We start from the raw sequence: 18846 nt of genomic DNA on the forward strand, positions 1-18846 counted from the left end.
CCCCCTGCCGGTCGAACCAAACTCCGTGATCAAGGACGAATGTGTCGACATTGAGTGACCCGCTCAGCCTCTCGGCCCCGAGGGGTGCCGACGCGGGCCTGACCCCCCAGCAGCTCGTGGCCAAGTACGGCCTGACGGTGAGCGGGGCGCGGCCACCGCTGCCCAAGTACGTCCAGCAGCTGTGGTCCCGGCGCCACTTCATCATGTCCTTCGCGACCGCCAGGCTGGTCGCGCAGTACAGCACGGCGAAGCTCGGCCAGGTCTGGCAGGTCGTGACCCCGCTGCTCAACTGCGTGGTCTACTTCCTGGTCTTCGGCCTGATCCTCTCGGGCAGCAAGTCGATCGGCAACTACGTTCCGTGGCTGTGCATCGGCGTCTTCATCTTCCAGTTCATCCAGACCGCGGTGCAGAGCGGAACCCGCTCGATCTCCGACAGCCTGGGCCTGATCCGGGCGCTGCACTTCCCCCGTGCGTGCCTGCCGATCGCCTTCACCATCATCCAGCTGCAGCAGCTGCTGATCTCGATGGTGGTGCTGGTCGGCATCGTGCTGGCCAGCGGGATCACGCCCGGTCTGAGCTGGCTGCTGGTGATCCCGGCGATCGCCCTGCTGTGCCTGTTCAACACGGGCATCGCGCTGGCCATGGCCCGGGTCGGTGCGAAGACCACCGACATGGCGCAGCTGATGCCGTTCATCCTGCGCACCTGGATGTACCTCTCGGGCGTGTTCTACAGCATCGAGCGGAACATCGAGACCTGGCCGAAGTGGATCCAGCTGGCCGCCGACGTGAACCCGGCAGCCGTCTACATGGACCTGGTCCGGTTCGCGTTCGACCCGAGCATCGACAACCGTCACTCGCTGCCGCCGCACGTCTGGGCCGTGGCGGTCGCCTGGGCGCTCGTCGCCTTCGTGCTCGGTTTCGTGTTCTTCTGGAAGGCGGAAGAGGAGTACGGCCGTGGCTGACACCGCAACGACCAACGTTCAGGAGGCGGCTCCGGTGGACGCCCAGCACGCCCGCGTGCCCACCGTCGTCGTGGACGACGTCCACATCGTCTACAAGGTGCACGGCGCGGGCTCCGGCCGCGGCAGCGCCACCTCTGCGCTGAGCCGGATCATCTCGCGCAAGCGCTCGCCCGCCATCCGCGAGGTGCACGCCGTCCGCGGCGTCAGCTTCGTGGCGTACAAGGGCGAGGCGATCGGCCTGATCGGCTCCAACGGCTCCGGCAAGTCGACCATGCTGGCCGCCATCGCGGGCCTGCTGCCGACCGAGGCGGGCGGCATCTACACCAACGGGCAGCCCTCGCTGCTCGGTGTGAACGCCGCGCTGATGAACGACCTGACCGGCGACCGCAACGTGGTGCTGGGCTGCCTGGCGATGGGCATGTCCCCCGCCGAGGTGCGGTCCCGCTACCAGGACATCGTCGACTTCTCGGGCATCAACGAGAAGGGCGACTTCATCACCCTGCCGATGCGCACCTACTCGTCCGGCATGGCGGCCCGCCTGCGGTTCTCCATCGCCGCGGCGAAGACGCACGACGTGCTGCTGATCGACGAGGCGCTGGCCACCGGTGACCAGAAGTTCCAGAAGCGCTCCGAGGCCCGCATCCGCGAGCTGCGCAAGGAGGCCGGCACGGTCTTCCTGGTGAGCCACAACAACAACGCGATCCGCGACACCTGCGAGCGCACCATCTGGATCGAGAAGGGCGAGCTCGTCATGGACGGGCCGACCGACGTCGTGGTGAAGGCGTACGAGCGCGGCGAGCGCCCCTGAGGGGTCCGCGGCGATCCCGCCGAGGCCGGTGCCGGGACTCTCCCGGCACCGGCCTCGGCGTGATCGGACGCGGTGCCCGGTACGCGTGTCCGAAGGGGACCGCCGGGCGGGAGCGGTGTAGAACGGGGGAGTGACGGCAGTGGTGGCTTCGGCCAAATCAGACAATCAGACAGATGGCGCCACGTTGCAGAAGGCGGACCTGGAGAACTTCCCGGTCGCGCCGTCCTTCCTGCCCGCCGCCTGGCGCACCGACCTGATGGCGGTCTACGGCTTCGCCCGGCTGGTCGACGACGCCGGCGACGGCGACCTCGCCGAGCCGGAGCGGGTGGCCGCACTGCTGGACGTCCCGGTCGTCGCCGACCGCACCGCCTTCCGGCTCGGCCTGCTGGACGGCCTGGAGCGCGACCTCGACCGCGCCTTCGAGACCGCCCTCGGCCAGGGCGGCGAGCCGCCCCGCCACCCGCTGATGCAGGCGCTCGTCCCGCTCGCCGACCGCCACCCCGTCACCCCGGAGCCCTTCCGCCGCCTGATCGAGGCCAACCGCGTCGACCAGACCACCACCCGCTACGCCACCTACCGCGACCTGATCGGCTACTGCACCCTCTCCGCCGACCCGGTCGGCCGGCTGGTGCTCGCCCTCGCCGGCGTCGCCACCCCCGAGCGGATCGTCCTCTCCGACGCGATCTGCAGCGGCCTGCAGGTCGTCGAGCACATCCAGGACGTCGCCGAGGACCTCGGCCGCGGCCGGATCTACCTGCCCGCCGACTCCCTCGAACGGTTCGGCGTCACCGAGGACGACCTCGCCGCGCCGACCGCCGGACGGCGGGTCCGCGAGCTGATCGCCTTCGAGGCCGAGCGGGCCCGGACCCTGCTCGACCGCGGCGCACCGCTGGTCGGTACGGTTCACGGGAGGCTACGGCTGCTGCTCGCGGGATTCACCGCGGGCGGGTACGCGGCCCTGGCGGCCGTCGAGGCCGCCGGGTACGACGTGCTCGCCCAGCAGCCCAAGCCGGACAAGCGCCGCCTGGCACTGCGGGCGGCGGCACTCTTCGCGAAGGGAAGGTGAACGCCCGAGTGGCGGCATCCCCACTGGCGTCGGCGCCGGTCATGGCGGCCTACCGGTACTGCGAGGCGGTCACCGCGCTGCAGGCCCGCAACTTCAGCTACGGCATCCGGCTGCTGCCGGAGCCCAAGCGCCTCGCCATGTCCGCGCTCTACGCCCTGGCCCGCCGGGTGGACGACATCGGCGACGGCGACCTGCCCGAGGACCGCAAGGCCGAGCAGCTGCTGCGCACCCGCGAGCTGCTGGACGAGGTCCGGGCCGGCGCGGTCGGCGAGGACGACACCGACCCGGTCAAGGTCGCCCTCGCGGACGCCGCCCGGCGCTTCCCGATCCCGCTCGGCGGCTTCGACGAGCTGATCGACGGCGTCGAGATGGACCTCAAGGGCGTCGAGTACCGGACGTACGAGGACCTCAAGGTCTACTGCCGCTGCGTCGCCGGCGCCATCGGCCGGCTGTCGCTCGGCGTGTACGGCTGCGAGGACCCGGAGCTCGGCGCGCACTACGCCGACACCCTCGGCCTCGCGCTGCAGCTCACCAACATCCTGCGCGACCTGCGCGAGGACGCCGCCAACGGCCGCACCTACCTGCCCACCGAGGACCTCGTCCGGTTCGGCTGCCAGGAGGGCTTCGCCCTGCCCGAGCCGCCGGTCGGCGCGGACTTCAGCGGGCTGATCGCCTTCGAGGCGCAGCGGGCCCAGCAGGCCTTCGAGGAGGGCCTGCGGCTGCTGCCGATGCTGGACCGCCGCAGCCGCGCCTGCACCGCCGCGATGGCCGGCATCTACCACCGCCTGCTCGGCCGGATCGCGGCCGAACCCGAGTCCGTCCTGCGCGGCCGGGTCTCCCTGCCGGGCTGGGAGAAGGCGTACGTGGCGCTGTCCGGGCTCGCCGGAGGGCGTTCTTGATTCTTCCGCCAGTTATGTCACGCTGTGTCAACAGGGAATCACGGGCATATGCGGTGATGTTGTCCACGAAACGACGGCGAGACCAGGGCAGGGGGTGGCACCGATGACCGCACGGGCGACGGCCGAGCGGCCCACCGCCGTCGTGGTCGGCGGCGGGCTCGCCGGCATCACCGCGGCCCTGCGCCTCGCCGAGGCCGACCACCGGGTCACCCTGCTGGAGACCAGACCCCGGCTCGGCGGCCTCGCCTTCTCCTTCCGCCGCGGCGACCTGGTCGTCGACAACGGCCAGCACGTCTTCCTGCGCTGCTGTACCGCCTACCGCGGCCTGCTGGACCGACTGGGCGCGGGCCGTCTGGTGGATCTCCAGCCGCGCCTCGACGTCCCGGTGCTCTCCGTCGCCCCCGACGGTCGGCGCACCTTCGGCCGGCTGCGCCGCGCGGGTCTGCCGGTGCCGCTGCACCTGGCCGCCAGCCTCGCCGGGTACCCGCACCTCGGCCCGGCCGACCGGCTGCGCGTGGTGCGGGCCGCCCTCGCCCTGCAGGCGCTCGACCTCGCCGACCCGGCGCTGGACGGGATCTCCTTCGGCGCCTGGCTGCGGCAGCACGGCCAGACCCCCGCCACCGTCGCGGCCCTGTGGGACCTGGTCGGCGTCGCCACGCTCAACGCCACCGCCGAGCAGACCTCGCTGGCGCTGGCCGCCATGGTCTTCAAGACCGGCCTGCTCTCCGACCCGGGCGCCTCCGACATCGGCATGGCCAACGTGCCACTCGGCCGGATCCACCACGACGCCGCCCTGGCCGAGCTGGAGCGCCTCGGCGTGCAGGTCCGGCTGCGCACCCGGGCGGCCGAGATCAAGCCCGCCGACCGGCACGGCGTCCGGCTGGAGGACGGCGAGCTGCTCTCCGCCAACACCGTGGTGCTCGCCGGCGCCCAGGAGTCCGCGGCGGCCCTGCTGCCGCCGGGCGCGATCCGCGACCAGCAGCGGATCGCCGGGCTCGGCCACGCGCCGATCCTGAACGTGCACGTGGTGTACGACCGCACCCTGCTGCGCCGCCCCTTCTTCGCCGCGCTGGGCTCGCCCGTGCAGTGGGTGTTCGACCGGACGGCCCATTCGGGCCTCGACGTTCCCGGCGCCCAGTACCTGGCGCTCTCGCAGTCCGCGGTGCAGGCCGAGATCGACCTGCCGGTGGCCGAGCTGCGCGAGCGCTACCTGCCGGAGCTGGCCCGGCTGGTGCCCGGTGCCCGCGAGGCGGAGGTGCTGGACTTCTTCGTCACCCGCGAGCGGACGGCCACCTTCGACCCGGCCCCCGGCACCGCCCCGCTGCGGCCCGCCGCGGCCACCGACGTGCCCGGCCTGCTGCTGGCCGGTTCGTGGACGGCCACCGGCTGGCCCGCCACCATGGAGAGTGCGGTGCGCAGCGGCCACGCCGCCGCGGACGCCGCGCTCGCCCGCACCGGCCGGCGGCTGCCCGCCGACCGCGGCGACGGACGGTGGCCGCGATGACGCCGCCCCGCCGGACGACCATTGACACCGCACCACGCCTGGCGCCCACGGCGGCCGGGCATCCGCACGGAGAGGGAACGTACGTGGAGGCTCGCACCCAGGGCGCCGGCTCGGTGAAGGACACCCCGTCGGTGCTGGACCTGCTGGCACGCGGCCGGACCATGTGCACCCCGTCGCTGCGGTCCGCAGTCGCCCGTTTGGCCGCACCGATGGACACCGTCGGCGCCTACCACTTCGGCTGGATCGACCGGGACGGCCGGCCCGCCGCCGGGGACGGCGGCAAGGCCGTGCGGCCCGCGCTGGCGCTGCTGTCGGCCGAGGCGGCCGGTGCTCCGGCCGAGGCCGGCGTGCCCGGAGGCGTCTCGGTCGAGCTGGTGCACAACTTTTCGCTGCTCCATGATGATCTGATGGACGGTGACGAGACCCGGCGGCACCGGGCCACCGCGTGGACGGTCTTCGGACCGGCCCAGGCGATCCTGGTCGGCGACGCGCTCGCCACGCTGGGTACCGAGGTGCTGCTCGACGCGGCGGTCACGGGCGGTGCGACCGCCGCGGACGCCGCACGCGCCGTCCGGCTGATCACGACCGCCACCCGCAAGCTCATCGACGGCCAGGCCATGGACGTCGCCTTCGAGCAGCGCGACGTGGTGACGGTGGAGGAGTGCCTGGAGATGGAGGGCGGCAAGACCGGCGCCCTGCTCGCCGCCTCCGCCGCGATCGGCGCCGTGCTCGCGGGCGCCGACGACCGGGTCTCCGACGCGCTGCAGCGCTACGGGTACCACCTCGGCCTGGCCTTCCAGGCGGTGGACGACCTGCTCGGCATCTGGGGAGCGACGGAGGTGACCGGCAAGCCGCACTGGGGCGACCTGCGCCAGCGCAAGAAGTCGCTGCCGGTGTGCGCCGCGCTCGCCGAGGGCGGCGCCGCCTCCCGCAAGCTCGCCGACCAGCTGGCCGACCCGCAGGGCCGCGGCGAGGAGAGCGAGCAGGTGCTCGCCGCCCGCGCCGGGCTGATCGAGGAGGCCGGCGGCCGGGCCTGGACGCAGGACGAGGCCCGCCGCCGGCACCAGACCGCCCTCGCCGCACTGGACGAGGTACCGATGACCGACGAGGTGCGCGAGCACTTCGTCGCACTCGCCGAATTCGTGGTGGTACGAGAGAGGTGACGTGAATTGACAGCAACCGCGGGCGGCCGGCTCGACCCCGAGTACGATTCCGAGCCGGTCGCGGTGGGTGACCGCCCTCCCGACCGGGTGGCCGATCGCCAGGTGCCGCTGCCGGACGGCCTCGTCCCGCCCCCCGAGGAGGAGCGGGCGGCCGACGGCCGGACTCCGGTAGGACGATCGGACGATGTGCCCGTCGAGGCGGCACTGGCCCGGGCCACCGCCCACCTGCTGTCACTGCAGAACCCCGACGGCTGGTGGAAGGGCGACCTGGAGACCAACGTCACCATGGACGCCGAGGACCTTTTACTGCGTGAGTTCCTGGGCATCCGCACCTCGGACCAGACCCGGGCCACGGCAGCCTGGATCCGCTCGCAGCAGCGCGCGGACGGCACCTGGGCGACCTTCCACGGCGGGCCTCCCGAACTGTCCACCACCGTCGAGGCGTACGTCGCCCTGAGACTCGCCGGGGACGACCCCGGCGAGGAGCACATGCGGTCCGCCGCCCGCTACGTCCGCGAGCACGGCGGCATCGCGGCCACCCGGGTCTTCACCCGCATCTGGCTCGCCCTGTTCGGCTGGTGGCCCTGGCAGCGCCTCCCCGAACTACCGCCGGAGATCCTCTTCCTGCCGAGCTGGGCCCCGCTCAACATCTACGCCTTCGGCCAGTGGGCCCGGCAGACCATCGTCCCGCTGACCGTGGTCTCGGCCCACCGCCCGGTACGCCGGGCCCCGTTCGACCTCACCGAACTGCACACCGACCCGGCCGACCCGTACCCGGCGCCGCCGATGGCCCCGGCCGTCAGCTGGGAGGGCCTCTTCCAACGCTTCGACCGGCTGATGCACCACTACCACCGGTACGCCGTGCGGCCGCTGCGCCGCAGCGCGCTCGCCCGGGCCGGCCGCTGGATCGTCGACCGCCAGGAGGCCGACGGCTGCTGGGGCGGCATCCAACCGCCCGCCGTCTACTCCCTGATCGCCCTGCACCTGCTCGGCTACAAGCTCGACCATCCGGTGATGAAGGCCGGACTGGCCGCCTTCGACGGCTTCACCGTGCACACCGAGGACGGCAGACGCTGGATGGAGGCCTGCCAGTCCCCGGTCTGGGACACCTGCCTGGCCACCATCGCGCTGCGCGACGCCGGGCTGCCCGCCGACGACCCGGCCGTCGTCCGGGCCGCCGACTGGATGCTCGACGAGGAGATCACCACCCGCGGCGACTGGTCGGTCAAGCGGCCGCGCCTGGCGCCCGGCGGCTGGGCCTTCGAGTTCCACAACGACACCTACCCCGACATCGACGACACCGCCGAGGTGGTGCTGGCGCTGCGCCGGGTCGCCCATCCGGAGCCCCCGCGGCTGAACGGCGCCGTGGAACGCGCCGTCCGCTGGTGCCTCGGCATGCAGTCCCGCGACGGCGCCTGGGGCGCCTTCGACGTCGACAACACCAGCCCGCTCCCCAACAAGCTGCCGTTCTGCGACTTCGGCGAGGTCATCGACCCGCCCTCGGCCGACGTCACCGCGCACGTGGTGGAGATGCTGGCCGAGGTCGGCGGCGCCGCCGACCCGCGGGCCCTGCGCGGCATCGCCTGGCTGCTCGACCACCAGGAGGAGGACGGCTCCTGGTTCGGCCGCTGGGGCACCAACTACATCTACGGCACCGGCTCGGTGCTGCCCGCCCTGGTCGCCGCCGGGATCCGCGGCGACCATCCGGCCGTCCGCCGGGCCGTGCACTGGCTGGAGAGCCGGCAGAACCCGGACGGCGGCTGGGGCGAGGACATGCGCTCCTACGACGACCCGGCCACCTGGGCCGGGCGCGGCGACTCCACCGCCTCGCAGACCGCTTGGGCGCTGATGGCGCTGCTCGCCGCCGGCGAGGCACCGGACGGCCCGGGCAGCGGCAGCGAGGCCGTGGAGCGCGGCGTCGCCTGGCTGGCCCGCACCCAGCGCGCCGACGGCACCTGGGACGAACCGCAGTTCACCGGGACGGGCTTCCCGTGGGACTTCTCGATCAACTACCACCTGTACCGCCTGGTGTTCCCGGTGACGGCGCTCGGCAGGTACGTGACCGGGCGACCGCTCGGGGCAGGAGGCGGTGACCGGTGAGAAAACGTCACTTCACCGAGACGGCCGGAGGTGTGCGATGACGGGTGAGCCCCTGCTGGTGCTGTGTGCGCTCGGGCCGGAGGCCTGGGCCCTGCGCGGCGGCGACTGGGCCGGTGCGATCGGCGGCTCGCCCGTCCTGGTCCGCACCGGGATCGGCCGCGGCCGGGCCGGGCAGGTCGTCCGGACCTTGCTCTCCACCGGCGACTACGGCGCCCTGGTGGTCGCCGGGTTCGGCGCCTCCGTCGCCCCCGGCACCGCCCCCGGCGAGGTCATCGTCGCGGACGCCGTCCGCGACTCGGAGGGCGGACGCTTCGCGCTCGACAGCGCCCCGACCCTCGCCAAGGCCCTGCAGGCCTGCGGTCTGACCACGCACACCGGACTGCACCACACCGCCGACCACGTGGTGCGCGGCTCCCAGCGCCGGGCGCTGCACGCCCGCGGCGCCCTCGCCGTCGACATGGAGGCCGCCGCCGTCCTCGCCGCCCGTGCCGAGACCCGGCCCGAGCTGCCGGCCGCGGTGCTCCGGGTGGTCGTCGACACACCCGAACGCGAGCTGATCCGGCCCGGCACCCTGCCGGCCGGCGTGGGCGCCTGGCGCGCCCTGCGGGCCGCCGTACCGGCCCTCACCGAGTGGCACCGCCTGGTCGCCACCGCAGCACCCCGTCCACCACAGCCCTCGACACTCCCGCAGGAGGCGAGTTAGCCATGGCCATGCCGCTGCGTCAGTCCGTCCGCGTGTCCACCTACCTGCTACAGCAGAAGCTCCGGCGCCGTGAGAAGTTCCCCCTGATCGTCGAGCTCGAGCCGCTGTACGCCTGCAACCTGGCCTGCGAGGGCTGCGGCAAGATCCAGCATCCGGCCGGGGTGCTCAAGCAGCGGATGCCGGTCGCCCAGGCGGTCGGCGCCGTCCTGGAGTCGGGGGCGCCGATGGTCTCCATCGCCGGCGGCGAGCCGCTGATGCACCCGCAGATCGACGAGATCGTCCGCCAGCTGGTCGCCCGCCGCAAGTACGTCTTCCTCTGCACCAACGCCCTGCTGATGCGCAAGAAGCTCGACAGATTCACTCCTTCGCCGTACTTCACCTTCACCGTCCACATCGACGGCCTGCGCGAGCGGCACGACGCCTCGGTGGCCAAGGAGGGCACCTTCGACGAGGCGGTGGAGGCGATCCGGGAGGCCAAGTGGCGCGGCTTCCGGGTCACCACCAACTCCACCTTCTTCAACACCGACACCCCGCAGACCATCATCGAGGTGCTCGACTACCTCAACGACGAGCTCAAGGTCGACGAGATGATGATCTCCCCGGCCTACGCCTACGAGAAGGCGCCCGACCAGGACCACTTCCTCGGCGTCGAACAGACCAGGGAGCTCTTCCGCAAGGCCTTCTCCGGCGGCAACCGGCGCCGCTGGCGGCTCAACCACAGCCCGCTCTTCCTGGACTTCCTGGAAGGGAAGGTCGACTTCGACTGCACCGCCTGGGGCATCCCCAACTACTCCCTCTTCGGCTGGCAGCGCCCCTGCTACCTGATGGCCGACGGCTACGTCCCCACCTACCGCGAACTCATCGAGAAGACGGACTGGGACAAGTACGGCCGCGGCAGGGACCCGCGCTGCGACAACTGCATGGCGCACTGCGGCTACGAACCCACCGCCGTCCTCGCCACCATGGGCTCGCTCAAGGAGTCCCTGCGCGCCGCCCGGGAGACCCTGGGCTCCGGCCGGATCAACTGACGCCCCGGGGCCCGCGGCGTGCGCCCGGCGCGCGCCCGGGCCCCCGGACAACAGGCGAGCCGACCGCACCGGCCGCACCCTGGACACAGACGGTCATCGCTCTCCACCGAGTCGCGAGGTGAAGCCATGTCACTCCTGTCCACCATCAAGGGGCCCGCCGACCTGAGACGCCTGCCCGCCGGCGACCTCCCCCTGCTCGCCGACGAGATCCGCGACTTCCTGATCGACGCCGTCACCCGCACCGGAGGGCATCTCGGACCCAACCTCGGCGTGGTCGAACTGACCATCGCCGTCCACCGCGTCTTCGACTCCCCGCGCGACCGCATCCTCTGGGACACCGGCCACCAGGCCTACGTCCACAAGCTCCTCACCGGCCGGCAGGACTTCAGCCGCCTGCGCGGCCGCGGCGGCCTCTCCGGCTACCCCTCGCGCGCCGAGTCCGACCACGACCTCATCGAGAACTCGCACGCCTCCACCGCACTCGGCTACGCCGACGGCATCGCCAAGGCCAACCAACTGCTCGGCCGCACCGACCGGCACACCGTCGCCGTCGTCGGCGACGGCGCGCTCACCGGCGGCATGGCCTGGGAGGCCCTCAACAACATCGCCGAGGCCGACGACCGCCCCCTGGTCATCGTCGTCAACGACAACGAACGCTCCTACGCCCGCACCATCGGCGGCCTCGCCCACCACCTCGCCACCCTGCGCACCACCCGCGGCTACGAACGCTTCCTCGCCTGGGGCAAGGAGGCCCTGCAGCGCACCCCGATCGTCGGCCAGCCCATCTTCGGCGCCCTGCACGGCGCCAAGAAGGGCTTCAAGGACGCCTTCGCCCCGCAGGGCATGTTCGAGGACCTCGGCCTCAAGTACGTCGGCCCGATCGACGGCCACGACATCGGCGCCGTCGAACAGGCACTGCGCCGCGCCAAGCGCTTCGGCGGCCCCGTCATCGTGCACTGCATCACCGAGAAGGGCCGCGGCTACCGCCCCGCCGAACAGGACGAGGCCGACCGCTTCCACGCCGTCGGCGCCATGGACCCGTACACCTGCCTGCCGGTCTCGCCCTCCCGCGGGACCTCCTGGACCTCCGTCTTCGGCACCGAGATGGTCGAACTCGGCAAGGAACGGGCCGACGTCGTCGCCGTCACCGCCGCCATGCTCCAGCCGGTCGGGCTCGCCGACTTCGCCGCCGCCCACCCCGACCGCACCTTCGACGTCGGCATCGCCGAACAGCATGCCGTCGCCAGCGCCGCCGGCCTCGCCACCGCCGGACTGCATCCGGTCGTCGCCGTCTACGCGACCTTCCTCAACCGGGCCTTCGACCAGGTGCTGATGGACGTCGCCCTGCACAGGCTCGGCGTCACCTTCGTCCTCGACCGGGCCGGCGTCACCGGCAACGACGGAGCCTCCCACAACGGCATGTGGGACATGTCGATCCTCCAGGTCGTCCCGGGCCTGCGGCTCGCCGCCCCGCGCGACGCCGAACAGCTGCGCACCCAGCTCCGCGAGGCCGTCGAGGTCCCCGACGCACCCACCGTGCTGCGCTTCCCGAAGGGCGACCTCGGCCCCGGCGTGCCCGCCCTGGAACGGGTCGGCGGCGTCGACGTGCTGCACCGCACCGGGCCAGCGCCCGAGATCCTGCTGGTCGCCGTCGGCGCGCTGGCCCCCGCCTGCCTCGACGCCGCCGCCCTGCTGCTCGCCGAGGGCTTCACCGCCACCGTCGTCGACCCCCGCTGGGTGAAGCCGGTCGACCCCGCCCTGGTCGACCTGGCCGCCGCCCACCGGCTCGTCGTCACCGTCGAGGACAACGGCCGCACCGGAGGCGTCGGCGCCGCCGTCGCCCAGGCCATGCGCGACGCCGGTGTCGACACCCCGCTGCGCGACCTCGGCGTCCCGCAGGAGTTCCTGGCGCACGCCGGCCGCGGTGAGATCCTCGAGGAGATCGGACTCACCGGCACCGGCGTCGCCGCCCAGACCGCCGCCCACGCCAAGCAGCTGCTACCGATCCGAGGAGCGAACCAGCACCATGCCGGCTGACCGTCCCACCGGGGGCCTCGACCTCGCCGCCCTGCTCGCCGACCGCGCCGCCGAGCGCTACGAGCTGCACGCCAAGTACCTCAACCCGCAGCTGCCCCGGATGCTGCACACCATCGGCTTCGACAAGTACTACGAGCGCGCCGAGGGCCCGTACTTCTACGACGCCGACGGCAACGAGTACCTGGACATGCTGGCCGGGTTCGGGATCTTCGCGCTCGGCCGGCACCATCCGGTGGTGCGCGCCGCGGTGCAGCAGGTGATGGACCTCGGACTGCCCGACCTCACCCGCTTCGACTGCTCCCCGCTGCCCGGCCTGCTCGCCGAGCGGCTGCTCGCCGAAGCCCCCGGCCTGGACCGGGTGTTCTTCGGCAACAGCGGCACCGAGGCGGTCGAGACCGCGCTCAAGTTCGCCCGCTGCGCCACCGGCCGGCGGCGGATCCTCTACTGCGACCACGCCTTCCACGGCCTGACGGCGGGCTCGCTCTCGGTCAACGGCGAGAGCGGCTTCCGCAAGGGCTTCGAGCCGCTGCTGCCGGACACCGCGGTGCCGCTCGGCGACCTCGGCGCGCTGGAGAAGGAGTTGAAGAAGGGCGACGTCGCCGCACTGATCGTCGAACCGATCCAGGGCAAGGGCGTGCACGCCGCCCCGCCCGGCTGGCTGTACGCCGCGCAGGAACTGCTGCACGCCCACAAGGCGCTGCTGATCTGCGACGAGGTCCAGACCGGCATCGGCCGCACCGGCGACTTCTTCGCCTACCAGCACGAGGAGGGCGTGCGGCCCGACCTCGTCTGCGCGGCCAAGGCGCTCTCCGGCGGCTACGTGCCGATCGGCGCGACCCTCGGCAAGGACTGGATCTTCGACAAGGTGTACTCGTCGATGGACCGGGTGCTGGTGCACTCCGCCAGCTTCGGCTCCAACGCGCAGGCGATGGCGGCCGGCCTCGCCACGCTCCACGTGATGCGCGACGAGCAGGTGGTGGCCAACGCCCGGAAGGTCGGCGACCTGTTCCGCGGCCGGCTCGCGGAACTGGTCGACCGGTACGAGCTGCTGGCCGACGTGCGGGGCCGCGGGCTGATGATCGGCATCGAGTTCGGCCGGCCCAAGTCGCTGAAGCTGCGCACCGGGTGGACGGCCCTGCAGGCCGCCCGCAAGGGGCTGTTCGCGCAGATGGTGGTCGTGCCGCTGCTGCAGCGGCACCGGATCCTCACCCAGGTGTCCGGCGACCACCTGGAGGTGATCAAGCTGATCCCGCCGCTGATCATCACCGAGAAGGAGGTCGACCGCTTCGTCGACGCCTTCACCGAGGTGATGGACGAGGCGCACCGCGGCAGCGGCCTGATGTGGGACTTCGGCCGCACCCTGGTCAAGCAGGCGGTCGGCGGGCGGTGAACTCCGCGCCCTGACCCGACCGCTCAGCGTGGTGGTTCGATCTCGGTGAAGGCGCCGCCGAGGAAGCGGGCGTCGACGCCGTCCGGCTCCAGTTCGCCGTGTTCGGCGATCACCTCGGCGGCGTACGCCTCGGCGTCGTCCTGCGGTTCGTAGCCGAGCGCCCGGGCCGGGGCCAGGTCCCACCAGGCGCGGGTGTTGGCACTGATGCCGTTGACCACCACGTGCCCCTCGACGGGGGCGGTGAGGGCGGCGTGCACCAGCCGGGCGCAGTCGGCGGGGCTGAGCCAGGTGGAGAGCATCCGGGTGGAGCGCGGCTTCGGGAAGCAGGAGCCGATCCGGATCGAGACGGTGTCGATGCCGTACTTGTCGGCGTAGAGCTGGGCCAGGCCCTCGCCGAACACCTTGGACAGGCCGTAGTAGGTGTCGGGCCGGGGCGGTGTGCCGGTGCCGATCAGGCCCCGGTCGCCCGGGCCGAGGCCGTGCAGCGGGGTGAAGCCGACGGCGTGGTTGGAGCTGGCGAAGACCACCCGCCGCACCCCCTCCAGCCGGGCGGCCTCGTAGAGGTGGTAGGTGCCTTCGACGTTGGCGCCGAGGATGCGGGCGAAGGTGTCCTCCAGCGAGATGCCGCCGAGGTGCACGACCGCGTCCACGCCGCGGACGGCCGCGCGGACGGCATCGGCGTCCCGCAGGTCGAAGGCGAGGGCGTCCGGGGCGTCCGGGACCGGTGCGAGGTCGGCGAGCCGGAGGCGGTGGCCGTACGCGGGCAGCAGCTCGCGCAGCATGGTGCCGACGCCGCCGGCCGCGCCGGTGAGCAGGATGGTCTGTGGCATCGTCAGTCCGTGGTGATCGTGTGGCGCTTGATGTGGTCGAGGTCGAGGTGGTCGCCGAGGCCCGGCCGGTCGGGGAGCCGGACGGTGCCATGCTCGTCCATCGCGTCCACGATCGCGTGGAGGTGCGGCGGCACGGCGTCGAAGTCGGTGTGGGGGTGGAGCAGCCCGCGTTCGTACCAGCGGTTGTTGGTGGTGGCGCCGAGCAGCGAGAGGTTGGCGGAGCCGTTGCCGTGCACCTCGCAGTCCATGCCGAAGGCCTCGGCGAGGTGCAGGGTGCGGACGGCCGGGGTGATGCCGCCGACGTCGGTGGTGCCGGTGCGCAGGATGTCGCAGGCGCCGGAGGTGATCCACTCGGCGCGGGTGAAGTTCTTGCCCCAGGAGGTCTCGGGGCCGATCACCGGGATGTCGAGCTGCCCGGCGAGCCATCGGTACGAGGAGACCGAGGCCTCCTCCATCGGCTCCTCGAACCAGTAGTAGTCCAACTCCTGCAGCGCCCGGCCGAGTCGGAGCGCCTCGGTGCGGGAGTACCAGTGGTTGGCGTCCAGCATCAGTTCGACGCCGGGGCCGACGGCCTCGCGGACGGCGGTGCAGGCGGCGATGTCCAGGGCGACGGAGGGCGCACCGGACACCGGCGGCATCCAGGTGTGCAGTTTGATCGCCCGGTAGCCGCGCTCGACCAGCTGCACCGCGAAGTCGGCGTAGTCGGCGGGGGTGGCGAGGCCGCCGGGGACCTCGTCGCCGCACATGGTGGAGGCGTAGGCGGGCACCTCGCTGCGGGCGCCGCCGAGCAGCTTCCACACGGGCAGGCCGAGGCGCTGCCCGGCGAGGTCCCAGAGGGCGAGGTCGACGAAGCCGAGGGCGCGGTCGGTGAGGCCGCCGTGGGCGCCGCGCTGCCGCCGGGCGAGCGAGGTCCACAGGCGTGTCCGGTCCAGCGGGTCCTGTCCGAGCAGGACCGGGCGGACGTGCCCGTCGAGCACGGCGGGGCGCAGGTGGTCGGGCTGGACGAGGACGCGTCCGGCCGTGCCGTCGGTGTCGGTGACGGTGAGCAGGGCCTCGCGGACGCCGCGCGGCGCGCAGGGGTGCCGGTGGCCGTGGGCGTCGACGGCGGTGCGGGCCTCGGTGGTGAAGACGGTGAGCTCGATGCGTTCGATCGTCGCGGTCATCGGTCAGCCGTTCTTCGCGCGGTAGGTCTGCTGGGCCTTGGTGAAGGCGTCGGCGAGGGACTCGGCGAAGTCGGCCGCGGACATCCTGCCGAGCAGCACCTTCTGGAAGTTCGGCTCCGCGTCGGTCTTGGTGATCTTCGAGTACTGGGGGAGGTGGACCGGTGGCTGGACGAGCCTGGCGGTGGTGGAGTTGAGCGCGTCGCCGGCCTGCTTGGTGATACCGGACCTGACGTACCAGTCGTCGGCGTACGCCTCGGTGTTGGCGGGGATCTGGCCGACGTTCTCGTTCCAGTAGCTGTTGGCGGTGTGCGAGTCGAGGTACTCCATGAAGGCCCAGGCCTGGTCCTTGTGCCTGCTCTTCTCGAACAGGCCGAAGCCGTCGACCGGGTTGGCGAGGATGGCGGTGCCGTCCGGGCCGGCGGGCAGCAGCATGCCGGCCACCTTGTCGCCGAGCGCCGTCCTGACGTCCCTGGTGGAGCCCAGGTTGTGGTGGACCGTCATCACCTGTCCGGCCTGGAACTGGGCGAGCATCTGCGGGTAGGCGTTGGAGACGTCGGCCTCGGGGGTGGTGGCCTTGTACTGGGCGGCGATCTTCTCGATCAGGGCGATGTTGCGCGGATCGGCGACGGTGGAGGTGCCGTTCGCGTCGAACATCGCGTCCAGGCCCGAGTAGGCGTAGGCCTCGGAGAGGATCTGGAAGCCGGAGCCGGCGCCGCCGCGGATGGTGAAGCCGTACTGGTTCTTCGACCGGTCGGTCAACCTCGCCGCGGCGGCGAAGAGTTCGTCCCAGGTCCTGGGCGTGGCGAGGCCGGCCTCCTTGAACTTGTCGGCGCGGTACCAGATGACGTCCTGGTTGCCGGAGGACGGCAGCTGGTAGAGGCCCTTGCCGCCGGCGGCGCTCCTGGAGATGGTCAGGAAGTTGGCGGACAGCTTGCCGTTCAGCGGGCTCCCGGCGTACCGGTCGTCGAGCTTCGCCAGCGCCTTCTGCGCGGTGAGCGAGGCGAGCAGGGCGGTGGTGACGCCGCCGACGTCGGGCGTGGAGCCGGAGGCGATCGCGGTGTTGTACTTCTCGGCGATCTCGGAGCTGGTGACGCCGACGTACTTCACGGTGATGCCGGGGTGGGACTTCTCGAAGCCGTCGATCAGGTGCTGCATCAGCGGGGTCCTGGCCGGGCCGGCGTTGTTGTCCCAGTAGGTGAGGGTGACCTCGCCGCCGGTGTCCGAGGAGGAGCCGGCGGAGGAACAGGCGGTCAGCAGTCCGAGGGCGGCGAGGGCTGCGGCGGTGGTGCGCAGGGTGCGGCTCATGGGCGGTGTCCTGTCGGGATCGGCGTGGATCGGAGGGGGGACGGGTGCGGTGGCCGGGGTCAGCCCTTGACGGCGCCGGCGCTCATGCCCTGGACGAGGTACTTCTGCACCACGGCGAAGACCAGCACCACCGGGACGGCGGCGACCACGCCGCCGGCGGCGAGTGCGCCGAAGTCCACGGTGTTCTCGCCGATGGTGGTCTGCAGGCCGACCGGGACGGTCTGCAGCTCCGGGTCGTTGAGGAACATCAGCGCGAAGAGGAAGTTGTTCCAGCTGCCGATGAAGGCGAAGGAGCCGACCGCGACGATGCCGGGCCGCAGCAGCGGCAGCACGACCGCGAGGAAGGCGCGCAGCCGGCCGCAGCCGTCCACCGTCGCCGACTCCTCCAGCTCGACCGGGACGTTCTTCACGAAGCCGCTCATCAGGATCATCGCGAGCGGGAGCTGGAAGGTCGTCTCGGCGACGATCAGGCTCCACCGGGAGTCGATCAGGTGGAAGGTCCGGAAGATCTCGAACAGCGGGATGAGCATCATCGCGCCCGGCACGAACTGGGTGCACAGCAGCGCCAGCATGAACACCCGGCGGCCGCGGAAGTCGAACCGGGCGAGCGCGTAGCCGCCCATCAGGGCGAAGAAGGTGACGAACAGCAGGGTGAGCAGGGCGATCCACACGCTGTTGCGGACGTAGGTGCTGAAGCCCATGCCGTTCCACACCGTCGCGAAGTGCTCGGTGGTGATCGGCCAGGGCAGCAGCGAGGTGGAGCCGGCCGGGCGGAGGGCGAAGAGCAGCATCCAGTAGAACGGCACCAGGGTGAAGAGCAGGTAGAGGCCGAGCGGCAGGAACAGCCGCAGGAACCGGCCGTCGCGCCGCCGGGCGGGACGGCCCGTGCCGGCGGCGGTGCGGGCCGGGGTGGGCAGGGCGGCGGTGGTCACGGGGGCGCGCTCCAGGTCGGGGGCGGTCATCGGCGCCGTCACTTCCCGCTGCCGAACCTGCTGAGCCGCAGGTAGAGGATCGAGCAGAACAGCAGGATCACGAAGGCCGCGCAGGTCAGCGCCGAGCCGTAGCCGAAGTCGTAGGACTTGCGGGCGAGTTGGGCGACGTACAGGGGCAGGCCGGTGGTGGCGCCGGCCGGGCCGCCGTTGGTGAGGGTGTAGAGCAGGTCGACGTTGTTGAACTCCCAGACCCCGCGCAGCAGGGTGGCCAGCACGATCGCGTCGCGCAGGTGCGGCAGGGTGACGTGCAGGAAGCTGCGGACCCGGCCGGCGCCGTCCATCGAGGCGGCCTCGTAGAGCTCCCGGGGCACGGACTGCAGGTCGGCGAGGACGAGGATGGCGAAGAACGGTACGCCGCGCCAGAGTTCGGCGACGACGACGGCACCGAACACGGTGTCCGGGTTGCCGAGCACGGAGGTGCCGGCGTCGCCGACGCCGAGCTCCGCCAGGTGGTGGAGGACGCCGGTGGCCGGGTTGTAGAGCAGGATCCAGATGCCGGTGGTCAGGACGCCGGAGACGGCCCAGGGGGAGAAGACCAGGGCCCGGGCGACGGCGCGTCCGACGAAGGTCTCGTTGACGATCAGGGCGAGTGCGAGGCCCAGCAGCAGCTGCAGCACGACCTCGGCGGCCACCCACTTCGCCGAGAAGGCCAGACTGCGCCAGAACTGTTCGTCGCCGGCCATCCGGCGGAAGTTGTCGAGGCCGACGAAGGCGTCGTCGTAGGGCTCGTTGACGACGTGGTGCTGGAGCGCGGAGTACAGCACGCTGCCGACCGGGACGACCAGGAAGACGGCCAGCAGCAGCACGGTCGGTGCGATCAGGGTGTACGGGGTGAGGGCCCGGCGCAGTCGGGGGCCGCGGGAACGGGGGGTGCCGGCGAGAGCCACGCGTGTGCT

Annotated in this window: 16 protein-coding genes; 11 read left to right on the forward strand and 5 right to left on the reverse strand. The window is 72.3% G+C overall.

Annotated elements, in window-relative coordinates:
* Nucleotides 1–41: 41 nt before the first annotated feature.
* The 11 genes from ABD353_RS02795 (at nt 42) to ABD353_RS02845 (ending at nt 13660) form a co-directional block, all read left to right on the forward strand.
* On the forward strand, nt 42–962 hold the full coding sequence (locus tag ABD353_RS02795) for an ABC transporter permease (RefSeq protein WP_344621812.1): 921 nt from the start codon (nt 42–44) through the stop codon (nt 960–962).
* Nucleotides 955–1770 (forward strand): ABC transporter ATP-binding protein, encoded by an 816-nt coding sequence (locus ABD353_RS02800; protein WP_344621813.1) that lies wholly within the window; start codon nt 955–957, stop codon nt 1768–1770. The genes ABD353_RS02795 and ABD353_RS02800 overlap by 8 nt, the downstream gene beginning before the upstream one ends.
* A 184-nt stretch (nt 1771–1954) precedes the next feature.
* Nucleotides 1955–2836: a squalene synthase HpnC gene (gene hpnC / locus ABD353_RS02805; RefSeq protein WP_425555061.1), complete on the forward strand. Its 882-nt coding sequence runs from the start codon at nt 1955–1957 to the stop codon at nt 2834–2836.
* A 41-nt stretch (nt 2837–2877) separates the two neighbouring features.
* On the forward strand, nt 2878–3735 hold the full coding sequence (gene hpnD, locus ABD353_RS02810; RefSeq protein ID WP_344621882.1) for a presqualene diphosphate synthase HpnD: 858 nt from the start codon (nt 2878–2880) through the stop codon (nt 3733–3735).
* 103 nt (nt 3736–3838) lie between these two features.
* Nucleotides 3839–5239: a hydroxysqualene dehydroxylase HpnE gene (gene hpnE, locus ABD353_RS02815; protein ID WP_344621814.1), complete on the forward strand. Its 1401-nt coding sequence runs from the start codon at nt 3839–3841 to the stop codon at nt 5237–5239.
* A 161-nt stretch (nt 5240–5400) separates the two neighbouring features.
* Nucleotides 5401–6402, forward strand: a complete 1002-nt coding sequence (locus ABD353_RS02820) for a polyprenyl synthetase family protein (RefSeq protein WP_344621883.1) — start codon at nt 5401–5403, stop codon at nt 6400–6402.
* Nucleotides 6403–6504: 102 nt separating this feature from the next.
* On the forward strand, nt 6505–8502 hold the full coding sequence (gene shc / locus ABD353_RS02825) for a squalene--hopene cyclase (protein ID WP_425555063.1): 1998 nt from the start codon (nt 6505–6507) through the stop codon (nt 8500–8502).
* Nucleotides 8503–8539: 37 nt separating this feature from the next.
* A complete protein-coding gene (locus ABD353_RS02830) occupies nt 8540–9205 on the forward strand; it encodes a phosphorylase family protein (protein WP_344621815.1) in 666 nt (221 codons plus the stop codon).
* A 2-nt stretch (nt 9206–9207) separates the two neighbouring features.
* Nucleotides 9208–10233 (forward strand): adenosyl-hopene transferase HpnH, encoded by a 1026-nt coding sequence (gene hpnH / locus ABD353_RS02835; RefSeq protein WP_344621816.1) that lies wholly within the window; start codon nt 9208–9210, stop codon nt 10231–10233.
* Nucleotides 10234–10359: 126 nt separating this feature from the next.
* On the forward strand, nt 10360–12270 hold the full coding sequence (gene dxs / locus ABD353_RS02840; RefSeq protein ID WP_344621817.1) for a 1-deoxy-D-xylulose-5-phosphate synthase: 1911 nt from the start codon (nt 10360–10362) through the stop codon (nt 12268–12270).
* Nucleotides 12260–13660, forward strand: a complete 1401-nt coding sequence (locus ABD353_RS02845) for an aspartate aminotransferase family protein (protein ID WP_344621818.1) — start codon at nt 12260–12262, stop codon at nt 13658–13660. Before dxs ends, ABD353_RS02845 begins: the two co-directional genes overlap by 11 nt.
* 23 nt (nt 13661–13683) lie before the next feature.
* Here the strand turns inward: ABD353_RS02845 and ABD353_RS02850 are convergent, their stop codons facing one another.
* From ABD353_RS02850 to ABD353_RS02870, 5 genes are read right to left on the reverse strand one after another with little or no spacing between them, the layout of a single operon-like run.
* Entirely contained in the window at nt 13684–14496 is an 813-nt protein-coding gene (locus ABD353_RS02850; protein ID WP_344621885.1) for an NAD-dependent epimerase/dehydratase family protein, read from the reverse strand.
* Nucleotides 14493–15653: an enolase C-terminal domain-like protein gene (locus tag ABD353_RS02855; RefSeq protein WP_344621819.1), complete on the reverse strand. Its 1161-nt coding sequence runs from the start codon at nt 15651–15653 to the stop codon at nt 14493–14495. The genes ABD353_RS02850 and ABD353_RS02855 overlap by 4 nt, the downstream gene beginning before the upstream one ends.
* 3 nt (nt 15654–15656) lie before the next feature.
* Nucleotides 15657–16958: an ABC transporter substrate-binding protein gene (locus tag ABD353_RS02860; protein ID WP_344621820.1), complete on the reverse strand. Its 1302-nt coding sequence runs from the start codon at nt 16956–16958 to the stop codon at nt 15657–15659.
* 59 nt (nt 16959–17017) lie between these two features.
* On the reverse strand, nt 17018–17920 hold the full coding sequence (locus ABD353_RS02865; protein WP_344621821.1) for a carbohydrate ABC transporter permease: 903 nt from the start codon (nt 17918–17920) through the stop codon (nt 17018–17020).
* An 8-nt stretch (nt 17921–17928) separates the two neighbouring features.
* Nucleotides 17929–18837, reverse strand: coding sequence for a carbohydrate ABC transporter permease (locus ABD353_RS02870; RefSeq protein ID WP_344621822.1), 909 nt, complete (start codon nt 18835–18837; stop codon nt 17929–17931).
* Between the last annotated feature and the right edge of the window lie 9 nt (nt 18838–18846).

This window comes from Kitasatospora arboriphila, from assembly GCF_039528095.1.
In the GTDB taxonomy this organism is placed as follows: domain Bacteria; phylum Actinomycetota; class Actinomycetes; order Streptomycetales; family Streptomycetaceae; genus Kitasatospora; species Kitasatospora arboriphila.